17 protein-coding genes are annotated in these 19,734 nt (G+C 39.3%); 5 read left to right on the top strand and 12 right to left on the bottom strand.

The features are described from left to right. The first annotated feature begins 137 nt into the window (after nucleotides 1-137). Nucleotides 138-1,580 carry a hypothetical protein gene (locus DYH63_RS05170; RefSeq protein WP_116787804.1) on the top strand — a complete coding sequence of 481 codons (1,443 nt, stop codon included), beginning with the start codon at nucleotides 138-140 and terminating at the stop codon, nucleotides 1,578-1,580. Here DYH63_RS05170 and DYH63_RS05165 read toward each other — a convergent pair whose 3' ends face one another. From DYH63_RS05165 to dnaK, 7 genes are all read right to left on the bottom strand, one after another. After that, nucleotides 1,581-3,524, bottom strand: coding sequence for a UvrD-helicase domain-containing protein (locus DYH63_RS05165; protein WP_116787803.1), 1,944 nt, complete (start codon nucleotides 3,522-3,524; stop codon nucleotides 1,581-1,583). Further along, the gene (locus tag DYH63_RS05160) at nucleotides 3,505-5,454 is read right to left on the bottom strand and encodes an ATP-dependent nuclease (RefSeq protein ID WP_116787802.1); all 1,950 of its coding nucleotides are present in this window, start codon (nucleotides 5,452-5,454) and stop codon (nucleotides 3,505-3,507) included. The genes DYH63_RS05165 and DYH63_RS05160 overlap by 20 nt, the downstream gene beginning before the upstream one ends. 410 nt (nucleotides 5,455-5,864) lie before the next feature. Further along, a complete protein-coding gene (locus DYH63_RS05155; protein ID WP_116787801.1) occupies nucleotides 5,865-6,221 on the bottom strand; it encodes a helix-turn-helix domain-containing protein in 357 nt (118 codons plus the stop codon). Between the two features lie 107 nt (nucleotides 6,222-6,328). After that, on the bottom strand, nucleotides 6,329-7,078 hold the full coding sequence (locus DYH63_RS05150) for a hypothetical protein (protein WP_116787800.1): 750 nt from the start codon (nucleotides 7,076-7,078) through the stop codon (nucleotides 6,329-6,331). Beyond that, nucleotides 7,075-8,334: a site-specific integrase gene (locus tag DYH63_RS05145; protein ID WP_116787799.1), complete on the bottom strand. Its 1,260-nt coding sequence runs from the start codon at nucleotides 8,332-8,334 to the stop codon at nucleotides 7,075-7,077. Before DYH63_RS05145 ends, DYH63_RS05150 begins: the two co-directional genes overlap by 4 nt. Further along, a complete protein-coding gene (locus DYH63_RS05140) occupies nucleotides 8,331-8,774 on the bottom strand; it encodes a helix-turn-helix domain-containing protein (RefSeq protein ID WP_240409061.1) in 444 nt (147 codons plus the stop codon). The genes DYH63_RS05145 and DYH63_RS05140 overlap by 4 nt, the downstream gene beginning before the upstream one ends. Nucleotides 8,775-9,091: 317 nt before the next feature. Next, a complete protein-coding gene (dnaK, locus tag DYH63_RS05135; RefSeq protein WP_116787797.1) occupies nucleotides 9,092-10,981 on the bottom strand; it encodes a molecular chaperone DnaK in 1,890 nt (629 codons plus the stop codon). 279 nt (nucleotides 10,982-11,260) lie between these two features. Between dnaK and DYH63_RS05130 the strand changes: the two genes are divergently transcribed. The 3 genes from DYH63_RS05130 to DYH63_RS05120 all read left to right on the top strand — a co-directional run bounded on the left by DYH63_RS05130 (nucleotide 11,261) and on the right by DYH63_RS05120 (nucleotide 14,148). After that, a complete protein-coding gene (locus DYH63_RS05130) occupies nucleotides 11,261-13,198 on the top strand; it encodes a sensor histidine kinase (RefSeq protein WP_116787796.1) in 1,938 nt (645 codons plus the stop codon). Further along, a complete protein-coding gene (locus DYH63_RS05125) occupies nucleotides 13,195-13,608 on the top strand; it encodes a response regulator (RefSeq protein WP_116787795.1) in 414 nt (137 codons plus the stop codon). The genes DYH63_RS05130 and DYH63_RS05125 overlap by 4 nt, the downstream gene beginning before the upstream one ends. 135 nt (nucleotides 13,609-13,743) lie before the next feature. After that, entirely contained in the window at nucleotides 13,744-14,148 is a 405-nt protein-coding gene (locus tag DYH63_RS05120) for a response regulator (protein ID WP_116787794.1), read from the top strand. Here DYH63_RS05120 and DYH63_RS05115 read toward each other — a convergent pair. From DYH63_RS05115 to DYH63_RS05095, 5 genes are all read right to left on the bottom strand, one after another. Further along, nucleotides 14,145-15,035, bottom strand: a complete 891-nt coding sequence (locus DYH63_RS05115; RefSeq protein ID WP_116787793.1) for a Ppx/GppA phosphatase family protein — start codon at nucleotides 15,033-15,035, stop codon at nucleotides 14,145-14,147. The genes DYH63_RS05120 and DYH63_RS05115 overlap by 4 nt on opposite strands. Nucleotides 15,036-15,044: 9 nt before the next feature. Continuing rightward, on the bottom strand, nucleotides 15,045-17,207 hold the full coding sequence (gene ppk1, locus DYH63_RS05110; protein ID WP_116787792.1) for a polyphosphate kinase 1: 2,163 nt from the start codon (nucleotides 17,205-17,207) through the stop codon (nucleotides 15,045-15,047). Further along, a complete protein-coding gene (locus DYH63_RS05105; protein ID WP_116787791.1) occupies nucleotides 17,173-17,694 on the bottom strand; it encodes a SixA phosphatase family protein in 522 nt (173 codons plus the stop codon). The genes ppk1 and DYH63_RS05105 overlap by 35 nt, the downstream gene beginning before the upstream one ends. A gap of 139 nt (nucleotides 17,695-17,833) precedes the next feature. After that, nucleotides 17,834-18,478, bottom strand: a complete 645-nt coding sequence (gene pdxH / locus DYH63_RS05100; protein ID WP_116787790.1) for a pyridoxamine 5'-phosphate oxidase — start codon at nucleotides 18,476-18,478, stop codon at nucleotides 17,834-17,836. 81 nt (nucleotides 18,479-18,559) lie between these two features. Next, nucleotides 18,560-18,883 carry a hypothetical protein gene (locus tag DYH63_RS05095; RefSeq protein WP_116787789.1) on the bottom strand — a complete coding sequence of 108 codons (324 nt, stop codon included), beginning with the start codon at nucleotides 18,881-18,883 and terminating at the stop codon, nucleotides 18,560-18,562. A 259-nt stretch (nucleotides 18,884-19,142) separates the two neighbouring features. Here DYH63_RS05095 and nudK point away from each other — a divergent pair, with 259 nt between their 5' ends. Next, nucleotides 19,143-19,733: a GDP-mannose pyrophosphatase NudK gene (gene nudK / locus DYH63_RS05090; RefSeq protein ID WP_116787788.1), complete on the top strand. Its 591-nt coding sequence runs from the start codon at nucleotides 19,143-19,145 to the stop codon at nucleotides 19,731-19,733. Nucleotide 19,734: the final 1 nt, after the last annotated feature.

Raw genomic sequence — 19,734 nt, 5'->3', positions numbered from 1 at the left:
ATTAAAATTGAACAGAAACCGATATGACAGCTAATTTGCATGTTTTTTGAAAATCATATCCTTATATTTAGTATCATTGTTTAAAAAAAATTGAGTTGACACCAAACTCTAACGAGTTTGTTTATATATAGCGTGATATGACAAGCATAAAAGACATACTTTTGCAGAGGGGTCCCCTATTGTCGGGCGAATTAGCGCGCGAATTAGCCAGAGCAACAGGCAGTAGTGACAATACCGCCAGCCAACAGGTGACCCGCAGTAAGGAAATTCAAAAGATCAAAGGCTTTTTTGTAAGCCAGCAGGCACTATGCTACCTGGAAGAGCAAACAGATGACGGTGCCTTATATGCTGCTTTATCACACGCAATGCTAGATCATGGGAAAAAATACTGGTATTGCCTGAACGCAATCAAGAAACATGGCGGGATCATCAGCCAGAAATACCTAGAGTGCTACACCAATTATCCTGTCCTCCCTTTAAAGAGCCACCTGCCTTTCAAGACAATTATGCAGAAATTTGTAAAGGAGAAGATATTGATCTACGATGGCGCCTACTATATGTTTTCCCCTAAATTCGAAAAACAGAACACTACCTACCTTTCGTATAACACTATAGAGCTGATCAAAGAGGACATCCTCTCTAACTTTGAAAGCTTTGCGAAAAATATAGGTCTGACCTCTTATAATACTGGAAAAACCTTTGCTGAATTTGGAAAATTTCAATGGGCATTTAAGGGCGTTTCAACAGTCACGGGAATCATGAATAACAGTAGTCCCGGTTATCTCCTTGCTGATATACTCATTGGACATCCTATCTACGAGAATGATGTCAGGTTCTTTATTGAGAAATTAAAGCACATCCAGTCCTTTAAAAATGCATCTAGGATCATACCATTCCTGCTGGTCGACGATTTGGACAGGGATGCTTTGCTTCTTTTAAAACAGCATGGTATCATCGTAGGCTTCATAAATGAATTGTTCGGCCAAAAATATGCCGAAACGCTGAAAGAATTAATAACAATACTTAATAATGCAGGAGCCAGCCTAAAACAGACTCCGGAGAAGTACCTGGACCTGCTTGCAGAATTGAAGAAGTATAATGAAGGCCTGGCTAATAATATCAGGGGGGCGCTGTTTGAGTTTCTAATTGGGCACATCCATTCGATAAAAAGCAACAGCAGCGTGACAATAGGCAGGGAGATCTACGAGAATGGAAGCAGGCACGAGATGGATGTCTTTGTCATTTACCCGGATAAGATCATCATAGCAGAGTGCAAAGCAAAGAAAGCCAAGATCGACTATGAAACGGTTGAAAGATGGACAAATGTAAAGCTCCCGGCCTTTAAGAAATGGCTCAACAAGCAGGAAACATTAAGGGATAAGCCCGTGTCGTTCGAATACTGGACAACCAGCAACTTTGATCATGATGCCTTGGAACACCTTACGGATTTTCGAGAGCGTTCCAACCGATACGACATCAGTTACTTTCAATCTGGAGAGATACGCGAATATGCCAAAAAGATGAAAAACAAAAAGCTTAAGGAGGCAATTGAAGATTTTTTCCTTAAGCCTAAAGCCTGATTAAACGATTTTCCAGCCATGGTCTTCCAGACGTTTATGGTTTTCATCAACCATTGCCTTATTAATGGCAATGCACAGCAAGTGGGTTGGACGTGACATTCCCACGTGAGCCACTTTCAGGCACATCTCTTTACGGCTTTGCCCCTTCCCTTTGCTTTTATAAGGCACGCCCGCTAGCTGATCCATAAGATAAGAGCCGCAAGATTTGTGGAAGTATGTCTCCAAATACAGTGTCGCACGGTGGGTTTCACCCTTTACTGCATGCACCGTAGCGATTTCGATGGGAATATGTTTATAAGCCGGGTTATCAGAATAGTAGATGTTACTATGGTTTTCCTTCTCGTTGTCCGCCACTTCTGTATCTATAAATGTTGTTGCGAATTTACTGGCTGTAATTTCAACTGTCGGTATAAATGTATCTTTCAAGAAAGCTCTTACCTTCACAATAGGGTCTTTTCCTACTGCACCTTCAGCCGACCAAGTTGCGATATTAGCCATCAGTAGTTTTAAAAACCCCGGATGTCTCAAATTCAGGAAGTTTATGAAAGAAGTTTTGCTTTGCACGCGTTTCCCGCCAGCAGTTGCAATTGGCTTATCACAACGCCGGATAATCTCAAGGCAACAGTTGATGATAGTATCCTGCACATTTCCAGGATCTGAAAAATCACATTCACTTACTGCTGCTGATAAAGACATTAATCTGCTTCTACCACGACTTTCCTTTCCAAATGAGTGAAAATAACTGTTTATTGTTAAACCATCCTTCTCTTTTCCAACCCATCCGACAGCTTTGACCGGATATTTATAATCTTCCTGATTCCCTAGCCCGTTTGCGTACACCAGTTGACAGAATTTATCTAATACCATGGACTCTTTCCCCGGCACATATGTAATTATATAAGGAGGTATTTCTACATCTTGGACCCCATCTAATTCTGGTTGGCTATTCAATGCCACGGTACGCAAAATTTTTGCTATCGGCTGCGAAAACCGCCGCGAACCGGTTATTTCCATTCGCTCTGAATACGACCAATCGCTGATATCTTCATTGTTGGTCAATATCGCCTGATTTGAATCACCTATCTTCTGAACAATTGAATTAGTGAACAACTTCTTTATAATGAAATGCTGATAGCTGCTGGTATCCTGCATCTCATCAATGAAAACGTGCGAAAAACGGCTTGAGAACGCTTCTTCTACGTGAGGATAATTAATCAAATATTCATTGGCATAGAAATAAGCATCATTATACGATAGGACACCACTTTTGAGTACCGTGGTTTTTAAACTAAAGAGGGCATCATATATTTCCTTCTTTTCCTCATCAGTCCAATCGGCTACCTTTCCTTTCCCTTTTTTCGGCTTCTTTATCTCGATCTTCCCGCCATCAACACCTTTAACAAGCACGGGCTCTGAAGCAATTTTTCTTATCGTCAATTTATAGGCAATATCATGATTTGCATGAAGATAAGATCTCACCTTCGTTAAAAGTTCATAGCGTACGTTTTTCACGAAGGAAGTTAATAGCCTGCTGTGAGCACGGTCAGAATCTATTATAGCGATACGGCTTTCATTAAAATCGTTATAGTAAGGCATGCAAAGAAACCTATCTACAAAAGACTGAATTGTTCCGAAAAAATTCGGATAGCTGAAAAGTTTGCTGGCGCGATCACCCAAATTCTTTTTAATTTCATCTATACCAACATTCGTATGTGTCAGAACGCAAATGGCGCCGTTGGATCCAGATGACATCTTTTCCGAAAGTAAATACAGTTTGGCCAGCAAAGCCGTAGTTTTTCCACTGCCAGGACATGCCTCAACATCCAGTGACTGATCAATGGCTGAGATAAATTTGTAACGTTCGCCTTTGGTGTCTTCAAATGTGCCTTTGCCCTTAAAGAATATGGTTTCAACCCTTTTTATGTCATTTTCCGTTATTTCCATCAGCAGGTTTTGTTACATGGTAAATTGCATCCGTTATATACTTAAAATTGGGATCTGCCAGCAGGAGCTCCTTCACTTTTGATTTATGCCACAGCAGCATCTTAGCCAGCCACTGTGCTGTAACAGCTTTAGAAGCTTTATTGTTAGCTAACCTTTCATAAATCCTAAAAGCTATAGCTTCCTGGCTTAAATTTTTTTCTTGCCACTTTCCGTAAAAATCTCTGGCTTTTCTTATCCTGACAAAGGCTTCGTGATTTGTTATGCCTTTAAAATTATGGCTTGCAATTCGCGACTTGGCAAGTTGGGCAATGTAGGTCGCACAGTTCATATATTCAGCAAAATTCCCGGTAGCTAAATCGTATTCCATTGTCCAAAGTGGCGAATGATATGTTTTGATCCGCCCATCTTCTGAATCATATTGGGAAACCAGCTTTTTCGATTCTTCCACGGCATTGGGCACTAGTTTCATTTTCCCGCGTTTCTTAGATTGTATTGTACCATTGCCAACATCAATCTGTTCGATATCCAGGTCGGTGATTATGGCTACTTTAATGGGAAGTGTAGCCTCATCATTTCTTTTAAAAATTTTTGAATAACGTAGAAATGCTTTGCTTCCTACACTGACTACAGAGACACCATACTTGTCCAATGGACGTCCGATGATTTCTGCAATTGCGGGGACTAATATATTTTCTCCAGCACCTTCCACTAATAACACGCCTTTTGCAAAAAAAAGGTTAGCCTGAGTAGCATCCAAAAATCTTTCTAAAAATTCGTAATCGTCTACATACAATCCTGTCTGTCCATGCCCAAGTGAAAATGCCTGACCTGAATGTGTTAAGATAAAATTATTCAGCTCCAGCTTCGAAGCGAGCGTTGTACTATGCGTCGTCAAAATAAACTGGTTGTTAAAATCGCGCCTCGTATTCTGCAATGCATTGATGACCCTGACCTGAGCTTGGGGATGAAGGTGCGCTTCAAGCTCTTCGACCATCAGCAGCCTTAAGCCGCTAAATCCTTTCCCCTGCAACAAAAGCAACTCAGCAGCAATAAAAAGTTTGTTTAATGCGCCTAAACCGGATCTGTTTTCTTCTAAGGACAAACCTAGCCTCCTTAGGATGCTGGCAAGCTCGGATCCCGAAATGTGGAAGTAGGGATCCTGGCTTTCATCAATATGAAAAAATTCATTAAGAAATCCTTCCAATTTATCTTTTAAGGCTTTACCTCCGGAAGTCCCTTCTAAAATCTCATGTATATCATCCTTATCCAGCGAATCCAATGTAAAATAATCTCTGATAAGTTTATTGGCATTGGATACATATTTCTCTAAGGTATGTTTCAGCTTCTGATTTTCTGGGCCAAATTGGTCTTTAAACAGCGGATCATTAATTAAAATTTGTGCCAGGCGTGATTTATAGCCAGGCGAAAGTTCACTCTCAGCATCCCTTAGCGGTTTGAGATAGGTTAAACGTAAAAGATCTTTTGCAGCTGCATCCATGAATGTGCCTTCGCTGTCAGCTCCGGCTTTAACATTAACTATCACCCGATTATCTCTTACATAGGCATACAGCCATACTCTTAATTCAAATTTTTTCTTCTCATCAAAACTAATCCATTCGAGAAAAGCTCCTGCTTCATCCGCGTCAAATCCCTTGATTGTGCATTCAATACGCATCTCTCTGGACCTGCCTGCAGCACCAAAATGAAAGTCCTTGTCCTCTACTTTATAATAATCAAATGCTTGACTTCCCAATACCAAACGGATAGCATCCACAATGGTTGTTTTTCCAGAATTATTTTCTCCTATCAGCACATTTAAGTGAGGATTTAATGTCAGGTCTATTCCCGGATTATCTATTCTGATTTCCCCTGATTTGTCTGAAGTACCAACTTTACGGAAATTCCATATTTTAATATTATGCAGATACATTTGGTGATTAATTGGTTACAGACAATTATACAAAATTTTAACTTATTATGCACAGATATTATTTTGCTTTGTGCTTATTCTCGTAAATAGGCTCAACAGGACTTTACCCATTGAATTCTAAAAATTGATTAAAAACATAATTTATATATATAAATTATGTTTGAAAAGTATAATCCGATTCGACGTTGTTTTAAGCAACCTCTAAAAACAGCTTTTTGTTTGTCTTCTTTTGTGATTTTCGGTTAAGAAACTGTACCCCGGTTGTACCCCGAGTTAAGTGAAAACCTGAAAATAAAGGATTGCTAATTTCTGCATCAGCAATGAATATTGAAAGAATGCTGTATTTTTCCTTGGATAACTTATTGCTTTATATTAAATAGTTTTTTTGCTTGTAATGAATTATATAACTATTACTGCCGGAAATTATTTTTATTTCGATTATAACTGTATTTCCATACTTCAGATTCAATTTCTTGTATTGTTTTCTTTTTTCCTTTTGAAATCCATTCTAAGAGTTCTTCTTTAAAAAAATACAGTTTTTTACCATATTTATAGGAGGGAATCTTTCTCTGCCTTACAAGAGCGTAAATTGTAGCTTTTGCTTTTCCAATCAACTGGCTTGCTTCTTCAATACCAATAGGAATACTTAATTCTTTAGATTCAAATACCTGAACATTCTGAATTAGAAGCTTAATCTCGCCAATTTCTTTCACTAAGTGTGCAACTGCTTTGGGCAGGTTCTCAAAAGAGATTTCATTGATGTCCATACCTATCGTTTTTAATAGTTAAGGTGCAAATGAAAAAAGTGTTTCAACTGTGTCCTTCATCACAGCGGAAACACGCGGAAAACACGGTAATTGACAATGATTTGCGTTTAAAAATCTCTAAAATCTGCTAGTATCTTTATAAGCCCCTTCCGTTCATCGTCTTTTAGATGCGTCTTTATGCTGTGCTCTTCAACATCTTTTAAAGCGTCAGCAAAACTCAGCTTTAAAAATTTTGCGGCTCTTTCCTGCCTGCTGACTTTAAAAAAATTCCAGATATTCCAGCCAAAATGATACAAATCGAGATTGGACAAATCTTTTACTTTTACCGGTTTAATCTTTTCAAAATTTAGGTCGTCAGCATATATAATCAGATTCTCACACAATTGCTTCAAATCATCATCCGAAGTATATAGTGCGAATTGCTTTTGTGCGTAACGGATGGCATTATCAATTCTCGCTAGTCTTTGATTTTTGACTATATTTTGCTGCTCCTCCCTCACCAGTTCAATGTTGATGCCTGAATTTTTATTTTCAGCCAATTCGGGTTCAACCAAAGAATTCAGTTGCTTCTCTTGTAATTTCTCAAAGCCTCCACTCGGAATGAGGCTATCTGGATATTTATCTTTTTTAGCCTTCAAAAAACGTTTCAGTAACCTTTCAGCCAAATCGTTAAATAATAAATTTAGAATTGCAAATACTAATATTCCAAATCCACTGCTGATCCAGAAAAATACACCTGCTGTATACTGATCTACACCTATTTCAATCAGCACAGATCTTACCATCACGCCTATAAAAATACAGACCAGAAAAACAGACAGATAAACCGTAATATATTCGAAGTATTTCATTTTCATGGCGCTTTCTTCTTTAAAGATTCCAACTGTATTGCCTGCGAAGCTCTGTTTTTCTTCTCATCTATCACTTTTGCGTAGATTTGAGTAGTTTTTACATTGGTATGCCCCAGCATTTTACTGACTGTATAAATGTCTGTTCCGTTGGACAGCTGCAATGTTGCAAACGTGTGGCGGAAACAGTGGAAAGTGATATTTTTTTTAATACCTGCAGACTCCACCCATTTTTTCAGAGGTCTTGAAATCCATGATGGGTCTGTAAGACCTTCAAAAACAAACTGATCGGGATATCGTGGTTCTCCGCAGAGCTGGAAAGCCTGCTCAGAAATAGGCATATATTCGACACCCTTTGTCTTTTTCTGGGTGAAATGCAGTTTAGCCATACCGTTTTCCAGACTAATCTCTTTCCAGCGTAGCTTCTGAATGTCCGAATGCCTCAGACCTGTAAGCGCTGAGAAAAGCGCCGCCCTTTTAAGGACATCCTTTTCACATGGCGTTGATGCCAACCCGTTCAATTCTTCAATGGTAAGATATTCGCGTCTTGATTCCTGTTCCGGGATGCCCTTTACTTTTGAAGCTAAATCAACGGTTAGATATCCGTCGATAAAAGCTTGCTTCAAAGCTGCTTTAAATATAGAAAAATATGTTGCCGCAGTGTTGCGTGAAATGGTTCCCTTCTTGCCTCCTCCAAGCGGTGCAGCCAGCAAAAACAGTTTAAAATCTTCCGCCATTCTGCTGTTAATCTGCGAAAACATGAGGCTGCCTGATGAATAGCTTTTTATAATCTCTTTGGTCCGATCCCAATTAATCTGAATAGATTTTGAACTTCGCGCGTGCCTTTTGGCCGCAGTGTCAGCTAAGTATTTAATAAAATCCTCTTTGCCTTTTTCTTTCTGTTCAGCCAATTGGGTCTCAGAGTCACTGAACAAATCTATGTTGTCGTATTCTTTCTGCCGAATTTTACGCACTCCTTCAGCATAAAGCATTACCTCGCGGTCGCTCTCACTTCTACACATAATTATTCCGTTATCGGTACGTCTTGGCTTATAGGATTTTATGCCCGCCGGATCTGTACGGGCAGTTCTTTTTTTGTCCCACTCCACAGTTGTTACTGATCTGTTTAAATATTCACGGATCCTTTGCGGAGTATCCTTTCCGTAAACTTGAACAGGATAACTTTCTATGTAAACATACCATTCTTTTCGGTCTTCTGCTTTTCGAAGACGTACAGTCACCTTGGTTTTTGCTAATTGTTTCATATAAAATCATTTCCGTTATATAAATTATCAATTTCGCTTTTGGGAGCATATACATGTTTTCCGATCTGTCTGGTAGGGATTGAATATTTCCTGATATGGTTGTTAACCGAACTTTCAGATATTTGAAATTTATGGGCTATTTCGCCAATGGTATAACAGTCTTCCTTTTCAAGGCTGTATAATTTTTTCTTCGGTGCGCTCTCAGGCTGCGGCAGGTTGCGGACAGGTCCGAACATTCCTTCCATAACGGTGCGGTCTATCCGTACAAGCCTGGTTCCCAGATTAACTGATGGAATTTTTCCCTGATCAACAAGTCGGTAAAGGGTTCTTTTGGCAATGCCAAAAAGCATGCCAGCTTCAGGGACAGAAATAAATGCCCTGCTCTCTGGTATTTTATCTGCCCGCTCTTTGACGTCCGCCTCATTTTTAAGCCGCTTCATCTTCTGTTTGTATGCTTTTTTACTACATATATGAGAGCAGTAAACAGAAGCCACTGTTTTCGGCAAAAATTCCTTACCGCAGTTAAGACATTGTTTATTTATTCTTTTCATCGCCCATATCTCTCCATTAAGGTACCATAAGTATACATAAGTGCCACTTTGTCCCTATTTAAGTGCCGGTACAAATCTGGTACAAATATATAATCAAAAATAAGTAAAAAACAGCAGAAACAAAAAGTAACGAAAAAGAAAAAACCACTGTAAACTTAAAGTTTACAGTGGTTTAGCATTTATTACTAACCGATGTTAATCAGTAATTATTTCACTTCTTCAAAATCTACATCCTGAACGTTGTCTCCCTCAGCCTGAGCAGCTTCCGGCTGGCCTTGTGCGCCACCTTGCTCTCCGCCTTGTTTGTACATCTCTTCAGTAGCAGTTTTCCATGCAGCATCAATCTTATCAAGTATTGGCTGTATAGCGTTTGTATCTCTAAGTTGGTAAACCACTTTAAGTTCAGCAAGTGCAGCTTCAATAGGCTGTTTGTTACTGTCAGAAAGTTTATCACCAAACTCAGCAAGCTGCTTCTCAGTTTCAAAAATTGTAGAGTCAGCTCTGTTTATAAGTTCAGCTTTCTCTTTAACAAGTTTGTCTGCCTCAGCATTAACCTCAGCTTCTTTACGCATCCTTTCGATTTCTTCAGGAGTTAAGCCTGATGAAGCCTCGATACGGATATCGTGAGATTTGCCTGTACCTTTATCAGTAGCAGACACTTTGATGATACCGTTAGCATCAATATCAAAAGTAACTTCAATTTGAGGTACACCCCTTGCAGCAGAAGGAATACCATCAAGGTGGAAACGGCCAATAGTTTTGTTATCGGCAGCCATTGAACGCTCACCTTGTATAACGTGTATTTCAACAGATGGCTGGTTATCAGCAGCTGTAGAGAATACCTGAGATTTTTTTGTAGGGATAGTTGTGTTAGACTCGATTAGACGTGTCATAACGCCCCCCATAGTTTCGATACCAAGAGAAAGTGGAGTAACATCTAGAAGTAGTACATCTTTAACGTCTCCGCTAAGTACACCACCCTGAATAGCAGCACCAATAGCTACAACCTCATCCGGGTTAACACCTTTAGATGGTTTTTTTCCAAAGAATTTCTCAACTTCTTCCTGTATACGTGGTATACGTGTAGAACCACCTACAAGGATAACCTCATCGATGTCTGAAATAGAAAGGCCTGCATCTTTAAGTGCCTTAGCAACCGGCTCCATAGAACGTTTTACAAGTTCATCTGCAAGCTGCTCAAATTTAGCCCTTGTAAGGGTTTTAACTAAGTGCTTAGGGCCAGAAGCCGTAGCCGTTACATACGGAAGGTTAATTTCTGTTTGAGTAGAAGATGAAAGTTCTACTTTAGCTTTTTCAGCAGCTTCTTTCAGGCGCTGAAGAGCCATTGGGTCTTTACGAAGGTCAATACCTTCTTCGCTGTTAAAGTCGTTTGCTAACCAGTCAATAAGTACCTGGTCAAAGTCATCTCCACCAAGGTGCGTATCACCATTTGTAGAAAGTACTTCAAAAACGCCGTCGCCAAGCTCAAGGATAGAGATATCAAAAGTACCACCACCTAAGTCATAAACTGCAATTTTCTGGTCTTTACCCATTTTATCAAGGCCATAAGCAAGTGCTGCTGCTGTAGGCTCGTTGATGATCCTTCTTACTTTAAGACCTGCAATTTCACCTGCTTCTTTAGTAGCCTGGCGCTGTGCATCGTTAAAATAAGCAGGAACGGTAATAACCGCTTCAGTTACTGTTTGCCCAAGATAATCTTCGGCAGTTTTTTTCATTTTCTGCAATGTCATTGCAGATAGTTCCTGTGGTGTGTAAAGACGGCCGTTAATGTCTACACGAGGTGTATCATTATCACCTTTTACAACACTGTAAGGTACATTTTGAGCTTCTTTGCTGCTTTCAGAGAATTTGTTTCCCATAAAACGCTTAATAGAAGCAATAGTTTTTGTTGGGTTGGTAACCGCTTGCCTTTTAGCCGGGTCGCCCACTTTAATTTCGCCACCCTCTACAAAGGCAATTACCGACGGGGTTGTCCTTTTTCCTTCTGCATTTGCAATAACTACCGGCTCTCCGCCTTCCATTACTGATACGCAGGAGTTGGTTGTTCCTAAGTCGATTCCGATTATTTTACTCATTTTGTTTATAGTTTTATTTTTATTCAATTATGTCCGTTCAGTACGATTTCTTTTTAGTCAATGATTGTGCCAATATATACATATAATGAAATTGTCAGTTATTATATGACAACATGACACAACATTTATTTATAAAATTCATATAAATAGCCTACTTATTTTGATTTTTAAATATTTTATCCTTAATTTTAACGATGCCCAACATACAACCGATGTGATTTAACCCAATAATTACATTTTAAACTTTAAATTAACACCTTACTAACCTGTAATTGATTTATGGCAATTACCGATATCAAAAGATACCGAAACGTTATAATTTTATCTGCCACGATTGCAATTGTGGTGGGCGCTACTGTAATTACAGGCTGGCTTTTAAACAACCAGACATTGATGTCTATAAATCCCGGTTTTACAACCATGAAGTTTAATACGGCTTTATGCTTTATATTACTGGGAATAACAATTTTTATACGCCATTCAGACAAATCTAAAAATCAAATACTTGCAAACATATTAGCAGTAACCGTCTCTACAATTGGATTACTATCATTACTTCAGATGAAAGGCACCATATTTTACATAGACGAACTACTTGCGCCGGATAATGCATCTGCCACCCATCCCGGAAAAATGTCGCCTCCCACATCGTTTTGCCTCATGCTGTCAGGAGTGGCAATGCTTATAATTAAATCTGACAAAAAGCCATATATATTGCTTACACAATACATGTTGCATATCGTTACCCTCATTGCTTCTATTGCATTACTGGGCTACATTTTTGGATCTCCGCATATTTACCGTTATACTTTTTCAAATTCTATGGCATTACACACCGCTATAGTATTCATAATATTTTCAGTCGGCACGTCTTTGGCAAACCCTAATCGTGGTATAACAGCATTATTTACAGGCACACTAATAGGCAACGTTATGGCCAGGAAGTTATTCATCTGGATCATTCCATCGGTCATCGTTATTTGCTATACCCGTATGTTGTTATATAAATATAACATCCTTTCATTAGAAGTAGGACTTGCTTTACTTTCAGTTTCATTTTTGCTTATCAGCCTGGTATCAGTATGGAAAACGTCGCAAACACTTAATGCGATAGATGAAAAAGAAAAACGTTTTGAAGAAAATTTGCGGCTGGGCATAGAAGCAGCTCCTTATGCACTCATACTGTCTACACAGGAAGGAGAGATAATACACGCAAACTACCAGGCAGAAAAAACATTTAAATACTCGCGTAAGGAGTTAATGGGTACTGACTGCAAAATTGTACTGCCAGTTGAGATATGGAGTACCATAAAAGAGGTACGTAAAAAGTTTTACTCAGAGCTTAAGCCTCTAAATTTTAAGCTTGAAGACAATATGCACTGCAAACGGAAGGATGGCTCTACATTTCCGGCAGAACTGGTTATAAGTCCTGTTGCTACACCACAGGGGCCACTGGCGCTAACATCGGTAATAGACTTAACCCTTAGGGTAGAAACAGAGAAATTAGCCTTAGAACACTTGGCAGAGCTTCAGCACAAAAACCAGGAAATGGAGCAGTTTAATTATATAGCATCACATGACTTGCAGGAACCACTACGCACGGTTTCTAATTATATAATGCTGTTGCAGGAAGACTACCCGGAAAATGTAACGCCCGAAATAAACGAACACCTAAGTGTTATGGATCAGGCGGTTTGCCGTATGAGCAAACTTATACGCACGCTACTGGATTTTGGCAGACTGGGTAAAGATAAAAAACTGACACTTACCAACTGCAATGAAGTTGTAGAACAGGTAACTGCAGACCTAAACAACCTCATAAAATCTACCGGGGCAACTGTTACCGTAGATAACTCTTTACCTACGCTTTATGCTTATGATACAGAGCTGCGCCAGCTTTTCCAAAACCTGATAAACAACGCCATAAAATTCAGCAAAAAAGAAATACAGCCACAAATAAATATAGGCTGCCGTGAAATAAAAGGTTTTTATAAAATTTATGTTTCAGATAACGGAATAGGTATAGATGAGAAGCATTTTGCCAGCATTTTTCATATCTTTCAGCGTGTACACCGCCAGGAAGATTATGAAGGATATGGCGTGGGGCTCGCAAACTGCAAGAAGATAGCAGAGATGCACGGTGGCAAAATATGGGTAGAATCTGAATATGGAGAAGGCAGTACCTTTAAATTTACATTAATCAACCTTAAACCATGATAAAAAAAATACAATGTGTAATGCTTGTTGACGATAATAAAATTGATAACTTTTTTCACGAAAGGATTATCAAAAAACATGATGCAACAATAAAAGTGTTACCCATGCCTTTTGCCGAAGAAGCTCTTGAATACCTAAAAGCGACTGACGACCGGCAACAACCCGAACTTATTTTTCTTGACATCAACATGCCTGGCATGAACGGTTGGGAATTTTTAGCAGAATACCATAAACTACCCTCAGAAAACCAACAGAGTATGATTGTGGTAATGCTAACAACATCTGAAAACCCCGATGACCGCGCAAAAGCCCTTACCCACGGCATACTGTCAGACTTTAGGTCTAAACCCCTTACTAAAGAGATGTTTGAAGAAGTAATTGAAATTTACTCTAAAAGCCAAAACCAATAATCCAGCCAACTGCCTAACTTTAGAAATTGACATTTCAACTACAGAGAAGTACCCCCTGCCTATTCCGGTAAAATTATCTCATGCATTTGCAATACGTTTGTTATAGAAAATTTCTTTAACTAAAAAAGTAAAGTCATGGGAAATGAGGTACAACGTATCATGCTGATAGACGATAACACGATAGACAATTTTTTTAACCAAAGGGCAATCCAAAACTTTAACCCCGGTATTAAAGTTACCGAAAAGCGTAACGTAAAAGATGCGCTGGAATATCTTGAAAATGCAGGTAACGAAGATTTTCCTGATCTTATTTTCCTGGATATTAGCATGCCAAAATATAGCGGATGGGATTTTCTTGATGCTTACAATGAGCGCTATGCCAATAAAAAAACACGCATTACCATCCTTACAAGTTCTGAAGATCCTTTAGATCTGGCCTCTGCACAAATACTTGGCATTTCATTAAAGAACAAGCCATTAAAAGCAAGCCTGCTCGACGAAATTATTAATAATAAAGGCGGTTATGCGGCAGCAGTTTAAATGCTGCCGTAATACATTGCCTTTACAATACCGTCGCTAAGGCCTATTTTAGGCACAAAAATATTGCGTGCACCACTCCATTTCATGGCATTCAGGTAAATACGCGTAGCATATATAATTACATCTGCCCTATCAGGGTTAAGGCCCAGTTCAGATATTCGCTGCTCGTAACTAAGGCTGTTTAAAAACTGGTATTGCGAGTGTATGTAAAAATAAGACAAGGGCTTATCCTGTTTTTTACCCGACAGTTTAAACAGCTTATTTATATTGCCACCAGAACCTATAAGGTTAATATTCTCATAGGGTTCTGTTACAGCTTTAATCCATTTTTCTATTTCCTGCCATACCACATCATTTACCATATTATTTAGCAAACGAACAGTACCGTTCTTGAACGATTTAGAGGCTACGATCTTACCATCTGCAAACAGTGAAAACTCTGTACTGCCACCGCCTACGTCTACAAAAAGGTAGTGTTGTCCGGGTTTTAAAAACTCATCCAGGTCAGTTGCAGCTATAATTGCTGCTTCTTTTTTGCCATCAATGATATCTATTTTAATGTCGGCCTCCCGCTGAATGATATCAACTACTTCCTGACCGTTGTAAGCTTCACGCATTGCAGATGTTGCACAGGCCATATAACGCTCTACCTTATGCACCTTCATCAGTAGCTTATAAGCTTTCATGGCATCTACCATACGTGCAATATTTTCTTCTGTAATTTCGCCCACGGTAAAAGCATCCTGCCCAAGGCGCACCGGCACACGCACCAGCGAGCTTTTATTAAACTGCGGCTCCTTGCCCTCCTGCTCTACAATGTTAGATATAAGCAGCCTCACGGCATTAGAGCCAATATCTATAGCAGCATATTTTTTTATTGAAATCATTTGTTCTTTTTAAGATTCTAAGGCACTCAGGTCCTTAGTGCCTAAGCTGCTCGTTTCGGGTTTTACCTCTTCATAAATTACCTCCAGCTTATCCCTAAAGTAATTATAGGTTTCCAGTTGCGCCCTGAAAGGTTTTGCTTTTGGCTGTTTCCTGTATTTATTTTCAAGGTTTTCGCTGTGCAGGCGTGCTTTTACATTACCCTTCCATCCTATTTCAAAGGTATCCAGTAGTTCCTGCTTTATTTCTTCATCATAAATAGGACAGCTTACCTCTACACGCGAATCAAGGTTACGCGTCATAAAATCTGCCGACGAAATGTAAATATCAGGATTGCCATTATTACCAAAAATAAATATACGCGGGTGCTCCAGGTAATTATCTACAATACTTATGGCCTCAATATTTTCGCTCATCCCCGGTATCCCCGGTATAAGGCAGCACATACCACGAATTACAAGCTGCACCTTTACACCTTCCCTACTGGCTTCATACAGCTTATCGATCATTTTAAAATCGGTAAGGCTGTTCATCTTAAGCTTAATATAAGCAGGCTTACCCGCTATGGCATTAAGTATTTCCCGATCTATCAGCTTGCTGAACTTATTTCTGGTATAATGCGGAGAAACAACAAGATGCTTATAACGGTGCACACGGTAGTTAACATCAAAAAAGTCGAATATCCTGCTTACCTCTTTCATTATTTGTTGATGTGCGGTAAACAGCGTAACATCGGTATACACCTTAGCAGTACTCTCGTTAAAGTTACCGGTAGATATAAAGCCATAACGCTTAAGCTTATTACCTTCCATACGCTCTGCAAGGCAAATTTTGCTGTGTACTTTTAGGCCTTTCACCCCAAAAATAAGGTTAATACCTTCGGTTTGCATTTGCTGGGCATAGGTAATATTACTTGCCTCGTCGAAACGGGCCTGTAATTCTATTTGCACCGTTACCTTTTTACCATTCTTAGCCGCGTTAATAAGCGAGCTTATAATTTGCGAATTTCGGGCAAGGCGGTAAAGCGTAATTTTTATCGAAACCACTTTAGGGTCTAACGCTGCCTCACGCAAAAATTTAATTACATAAGAGTAAGACTGGTAAGGCGCATATATCAGATAATCTTTTTTCTTAATGCGTTGCAGTATGCTTCCTTCAAGACTCAGTCCATTAACGGGAAGCGGCGGATTTTTTTGGAATACAAGGTCATTACGCCCCAGTGTAGGGAAATCCATATAATCCCTTCGGTTATGGTAACGCCCACCTGGAATAATACTGTCTGTAGCATCTATCTTAAGGTGCGTAATAAAATATTCAAGCGTATCATCATCTATGGCTACGTCATAAACAAAGCGTACCGGCTCGCCTATACGGCGATCCTTAACCCCTACCGATATTTTTTCCATAAGGCTCTTGCTCTGGTCACTGTCCAGTTCAAGCTGCGCATCACGGGTAATTTTTATCATGTGGGCAGAGATGCTCTCGTATTTGAATATATTGAAGATATTATCGAGGTTAAACCTAATAACATCGTCCAGCAGTATAATATATTGCTTTTCAGAATTTGTGGGCAGTATAATAAACCTGTTTATGGTACGCGGCATATCAAGTATGGCGTAGCGCACCTTTTGCGGGTTTATAAAACCATCGGCATCGGGCTGTTTGGTCTTCATAACCATTTTAACCGCTAAATAGCCCCCGGTATCCCTAAGGGTAGGAAACTCCTCAAGATCGTTAAGTATAATGGTTACCAACTCAGGGCTTACCTTTTGTATAAAAAAGTCTTTTACAAAAATTTCCTGTTCCCTGGTAAGCTGGGTTTCGTTTACCATAAAGATGTTTTCCCGTTCCAGCTCCTTCTCAATATTACTAAGTATCCTAAGGCTTTCTGACTGTTGTTCGATAACAATATCAGTAATTTCGCCCAGTAATTCTGATGCGGCAATGCTCGACGGAAGCTCCTCGCTAATAATGCCCTCCAGGCTCAGGCGCCTGATGGCTGCATAGCGCACCCTGAAAAATTCGTCAAAATTATTAGAAAATATACCTAAAAAACGCAGCCTGTCTAATAACGGCACCGTTTCATCGGCTGCTTCCTGTAGCACGCGCGCGTTAAAGGCCAGCCAGCTTTTTTCCCTGTCAATATACCGGTTTTCCGGTGAGTGGTGGATCATATTTTTTTAATTCTCTTGGAAAAAGTACTATATCTGTTTTACCCTTACGGATATTTTTCCAGTCGTTTTCATCAAACGAAATGGAAACAACCCCCGCTGTAGGTACGTTTTCTACAGCGCGGTTCCCAAAGGTATTAACAAAATTAGTAATAGCGTCATTATGTCCGAAAAGAATTAGGTTATCAAATTGGTTATCGCAGCTTTTTATGATCTTTTCGAGTGTTTTTTCATCAAAGGTATACAGGTCGTCCCTAAAGCTTATGGTATCGATGGGTATAGACAGGTTTTCTGCAAAAATGTAAGCTGTATTCCTGGCACGCTGCGCAGTACTGCTCCAAACAATATACGATTTGGGAAAGATTTGCTCTGCCTTGGCTGCTACTAAATGCGCATCTTGTATACCACGGTTACTAAGCGGGCGGTCTTTATCTATAAGAGGTGCATCCCAGCTGGATTTGGCATGGCGTATCAGGATTAAATTTTTCATCTGCTTTCATATTCGTTATCAATATTTTAAAAGTCCGAAAAATAACAAAGCATCCTTCTTTAAATTTTGTTAATTCGCTCTTAAATTTTCAAACTTCAAACAGAAATCAGGTAAAATATGTAAGGGTGAAAATATAATTTTAAGGTGCAAGCCTTATAATTTTCCACGAATGATCTTCCTGCTGTACAAAGCGAATACGGTCATGCATGCGGTTTGGCCTGCCCTGCCAAAACTCAACCGATACCGGGCGTACAAGATACCCACCCCAGTGTTCCGGGCGCGGTATTTCGCGGCCTTCATACTCATGTTCTACAGCCACAAGCCTGTCATCAAGATACTCGCGGGATGACACTATACTGCTCTGCTCACTGGCTATGGCACCAAGGCGGCTACCGGTGGGGCGGCTTTCAAAATAACCGTCGCTTGTATTTTCAGATGTTTTTTCTGCTCTACCCTTTATTATAACCTGACGTTCCATATCCTGCCAGAAGAAAGACAGGCAAACATTAGGGTTTGCTGCAATAGCCTTACCCTTATCAGAATTATAGTTGGTAAAGAAAATAAAGCCTTCGTAAGTATATTGTTTTAAAAGCACGACCCTTGAATTTGGATAACCGTCAAGTCCAAGAGTGCTTACCGTCATGGCATTTATTTCGCCGGAAGCGCCAAATTCTTCTGCTTCTATAAACCATTTTTTGAAAAGTGTAACAGGATCTTCCGGAAGCTGGGTTTCGGTAAGTTCACTTTTTTCATAAGAGCGACGGTAGTTGCTAAGATCAGACATGGTAAAATGTTTTTAAAACAAAAATTATAAAAACAAAGTTACCGCAAAGAATCAATTTTTTATGCTATAGGTGTAATAACTTTACTCAAGCAGGTTATCACCTCCGCTAATGGCAGGATTTTTTAGCACGGGTGCATTATTATTAACAGCAGGCTTATGAAGCCTGTTATTAAGGTAATTAGGTATACCAGTTACTGTGCAGGCAAAAAGGCTGCATCCCATAAAAAAAAAGAATGTACCCGCAAGGGCATCTTTTAAAATTTTTCTGTTCCGGGCATGGTCAACTTCACGTAGTACATTTTTTTTCTTTTTAATAAATACCTTATACGCAAAGAATAGCGAAACTAATCCGCAAACGATAAAGATACTTTTGATTAAAAATAATAAAATGTTAGGTTCATCCATATAGAGGATACTGATTATGCCCGGCAAAAAACGGTGCCGGATGTCATCTTTAATAGTTGTGATTTGGTTTTAATTATAGCAAATTTAAATATTTAAATTAAATTTAAGATAATTTAACTTAAATTTAGTAGTTTAAGTTTTACATAAACTGCTGATATATTAAATATTATCTTTATTTTAACATGTAATATATTAATGCGTAAGACTAATATTACGAATTTTACGTTCTATTAAAACATTACCATCAAGAATTAATTCCATGTCAGATACCATCAGGATCATCTCAGAAGCAGTACTAAGCGACAACTGGGCAGTACTTACTAAAGTAACCTATGAAGCAACAGAAACATCGGGAGAAAAAACAACCGATACCCGCGAAGTTTACAATCGTGGCAATGGGGCTGTAATACTGTTGTATAATTCAGAGAATAATACTGTTATACTTACACGCCAGCTTCGTATTGCAACCTATTTTAACGGCAATACTAATGGCCTTATGATAGAAGCCCCCGCAGGTAAGCTGGATGAAAATGAACCCGAAGAGTGCATAAGACGCGAAACCCAGGAGGAAACCGGTTACACTATAGGCGCAGTTAAAAAGATTATGGAAGTATATATGTCGCCAGGATCTGTTACAGAAACCATACATTTTTTTATTGCACCTTACACCAGTGCCATGAAAACCGGCACCGGCGGCGGACTCGAAGAGGAACATGAAAATATAGAGGTACTGGAACTCAACTTTACCAAAGCATACAATATGATAGCCAGTGGCGAAATAAACGATGCCAAAACAATAATGCTGCTACAGTATGCAAGACTGGAACAGCTTATTAACTATGATAATTAGT

Origin of the sequence: Flavobacterium psychrotrophum (assembly GCF_003403075.1) — a bacterium.
GTDB classification, from domain to species: Bacteria; Bacteroidota; Bacteroidia; order Flavobacteriales; family Flavobacteriaceae; genus Flavobacterium; species Flavobacterium psychrotrophum.
The sequence above is the reverse complement of the archived record's forward strand: the minus strand, read 5'-3'. Positions and strand labels throughout refer to the sequence as shown.

Bases quoted from the DNA above. Each gene is read 5' to 3' on its own strand.
- DYH63_RS05170 (WP_116787804.1), top strand. From the start codon at position 138: ATGACAAGCATAAAAGACATACTTTTGCAGAGGGGTCCCCTATTGTCG.
- DYH63_RS05165 (WP_116787803.1), bottom strand. From the start codon at position 3,524: ATGGAAATAACGGAAAATGACATAAAAAGGGTTGAAACCATATTCTTT.
- DYH63_RS05160 (WP_116787802.1), bottom strand. From the start codon at position 5,454: ATGTATCTGCATAATATTAAAATATGGAATTTCCGTAAAGTTGGTACT.
- DYH63_RS05155 (WP_116787801.1), bottom strand. From the start codon at position 6,221: ATGGACATCAATGAAATCTCTTTTGAGAACCTGCCCAAAGCAGTTGCA.
- DYH63_RS05150 (WP_116787800.1), bottom strand. From the start codon at position 7,078: ATGAAAATGAAATACTTCGAATATATTACGGTTTATCTGTCTGTTTTT.
- DYH63_RS05145 (WP_116787799.1), bottom strand. From the start codon at position 8,334: ATGAAACAATTAGCAAAAACCAAGGTGACTGTACGTCTTCGAAAAGCA.
- DYH63_RS05140 (WP_240409061.1), bottom strand. From the start codon at position 8,774: ATGAAGCGGCTTAAAAATGAGGCGGACGTCAAAGAGCGGGCAGATAAA.
- dnaK (WP_116787797.1), bottom strand. From the start codon at position 10,981: ATGAGTAAAATAATCGGAATCGACTTAGGAACAACCAACTCCTGCGTA.
- DYH63_RS05130 (WP_116787796.1), top strand. From the start codon at position 11,261: ATGGCAATTACCGATATCAAAAGATACCGAAACGTTATAATTTTATCT.
- DYH63_RS05125 (WP_116787795.1), top strand. From the start codon at position 13,195: ATGATAAAAAAAATACAATGTGTAATGCTTGTTGACGATAATAAAATT.
- DYH63_RS05120 (WP_116787794.1), top strand. From the start codon at position 13,744: ATGGGAAATGAGGTACAACGTATCATGCTGATAGACGATAACACGATA.
- DYH63_RS05115 (WP_116787793.1), bottom strand. From the start codon at position 15,035: ATGATTTCAATAAAAAAATATGCTGCTATAGATATTGGCTCTAATGCC.
- ppk1 (WP_116787792.1), bottom strand. From the start codon at position 17,207: ATGATCCACCACTCACCGGAAAACCGGTATATTGACAGGGAAAAAAGC.
- DYH63_RS05105 (WP_116787791.1), bottom strand. From the start codon at position 17,694: ATGAAAAATTTAATCCTGATACGCCATGCCAAATCCAGCTGGGATGCA.
- pdxH (WP_116787790.1), bottom strand. From the start codon at position 18,478: ATGTCTGATCTTAGCAACTACCGTCGCTCTTATGAAAAAAGTGAACTT.
- DYH63_RS05095 (WP_116787789.1), bottom strand. From the start codon at position 18,883: ATGGATGAACCTAACATTTTATTATTTTTAATCAAAAGTATCTTTATC.
- nudK (WP_116787788.1), top strand. From the start codon at position 19,143: ATGTCAGATACCATCAGGATCATCTCAGAAGCAGTACTAAGCGACAAC.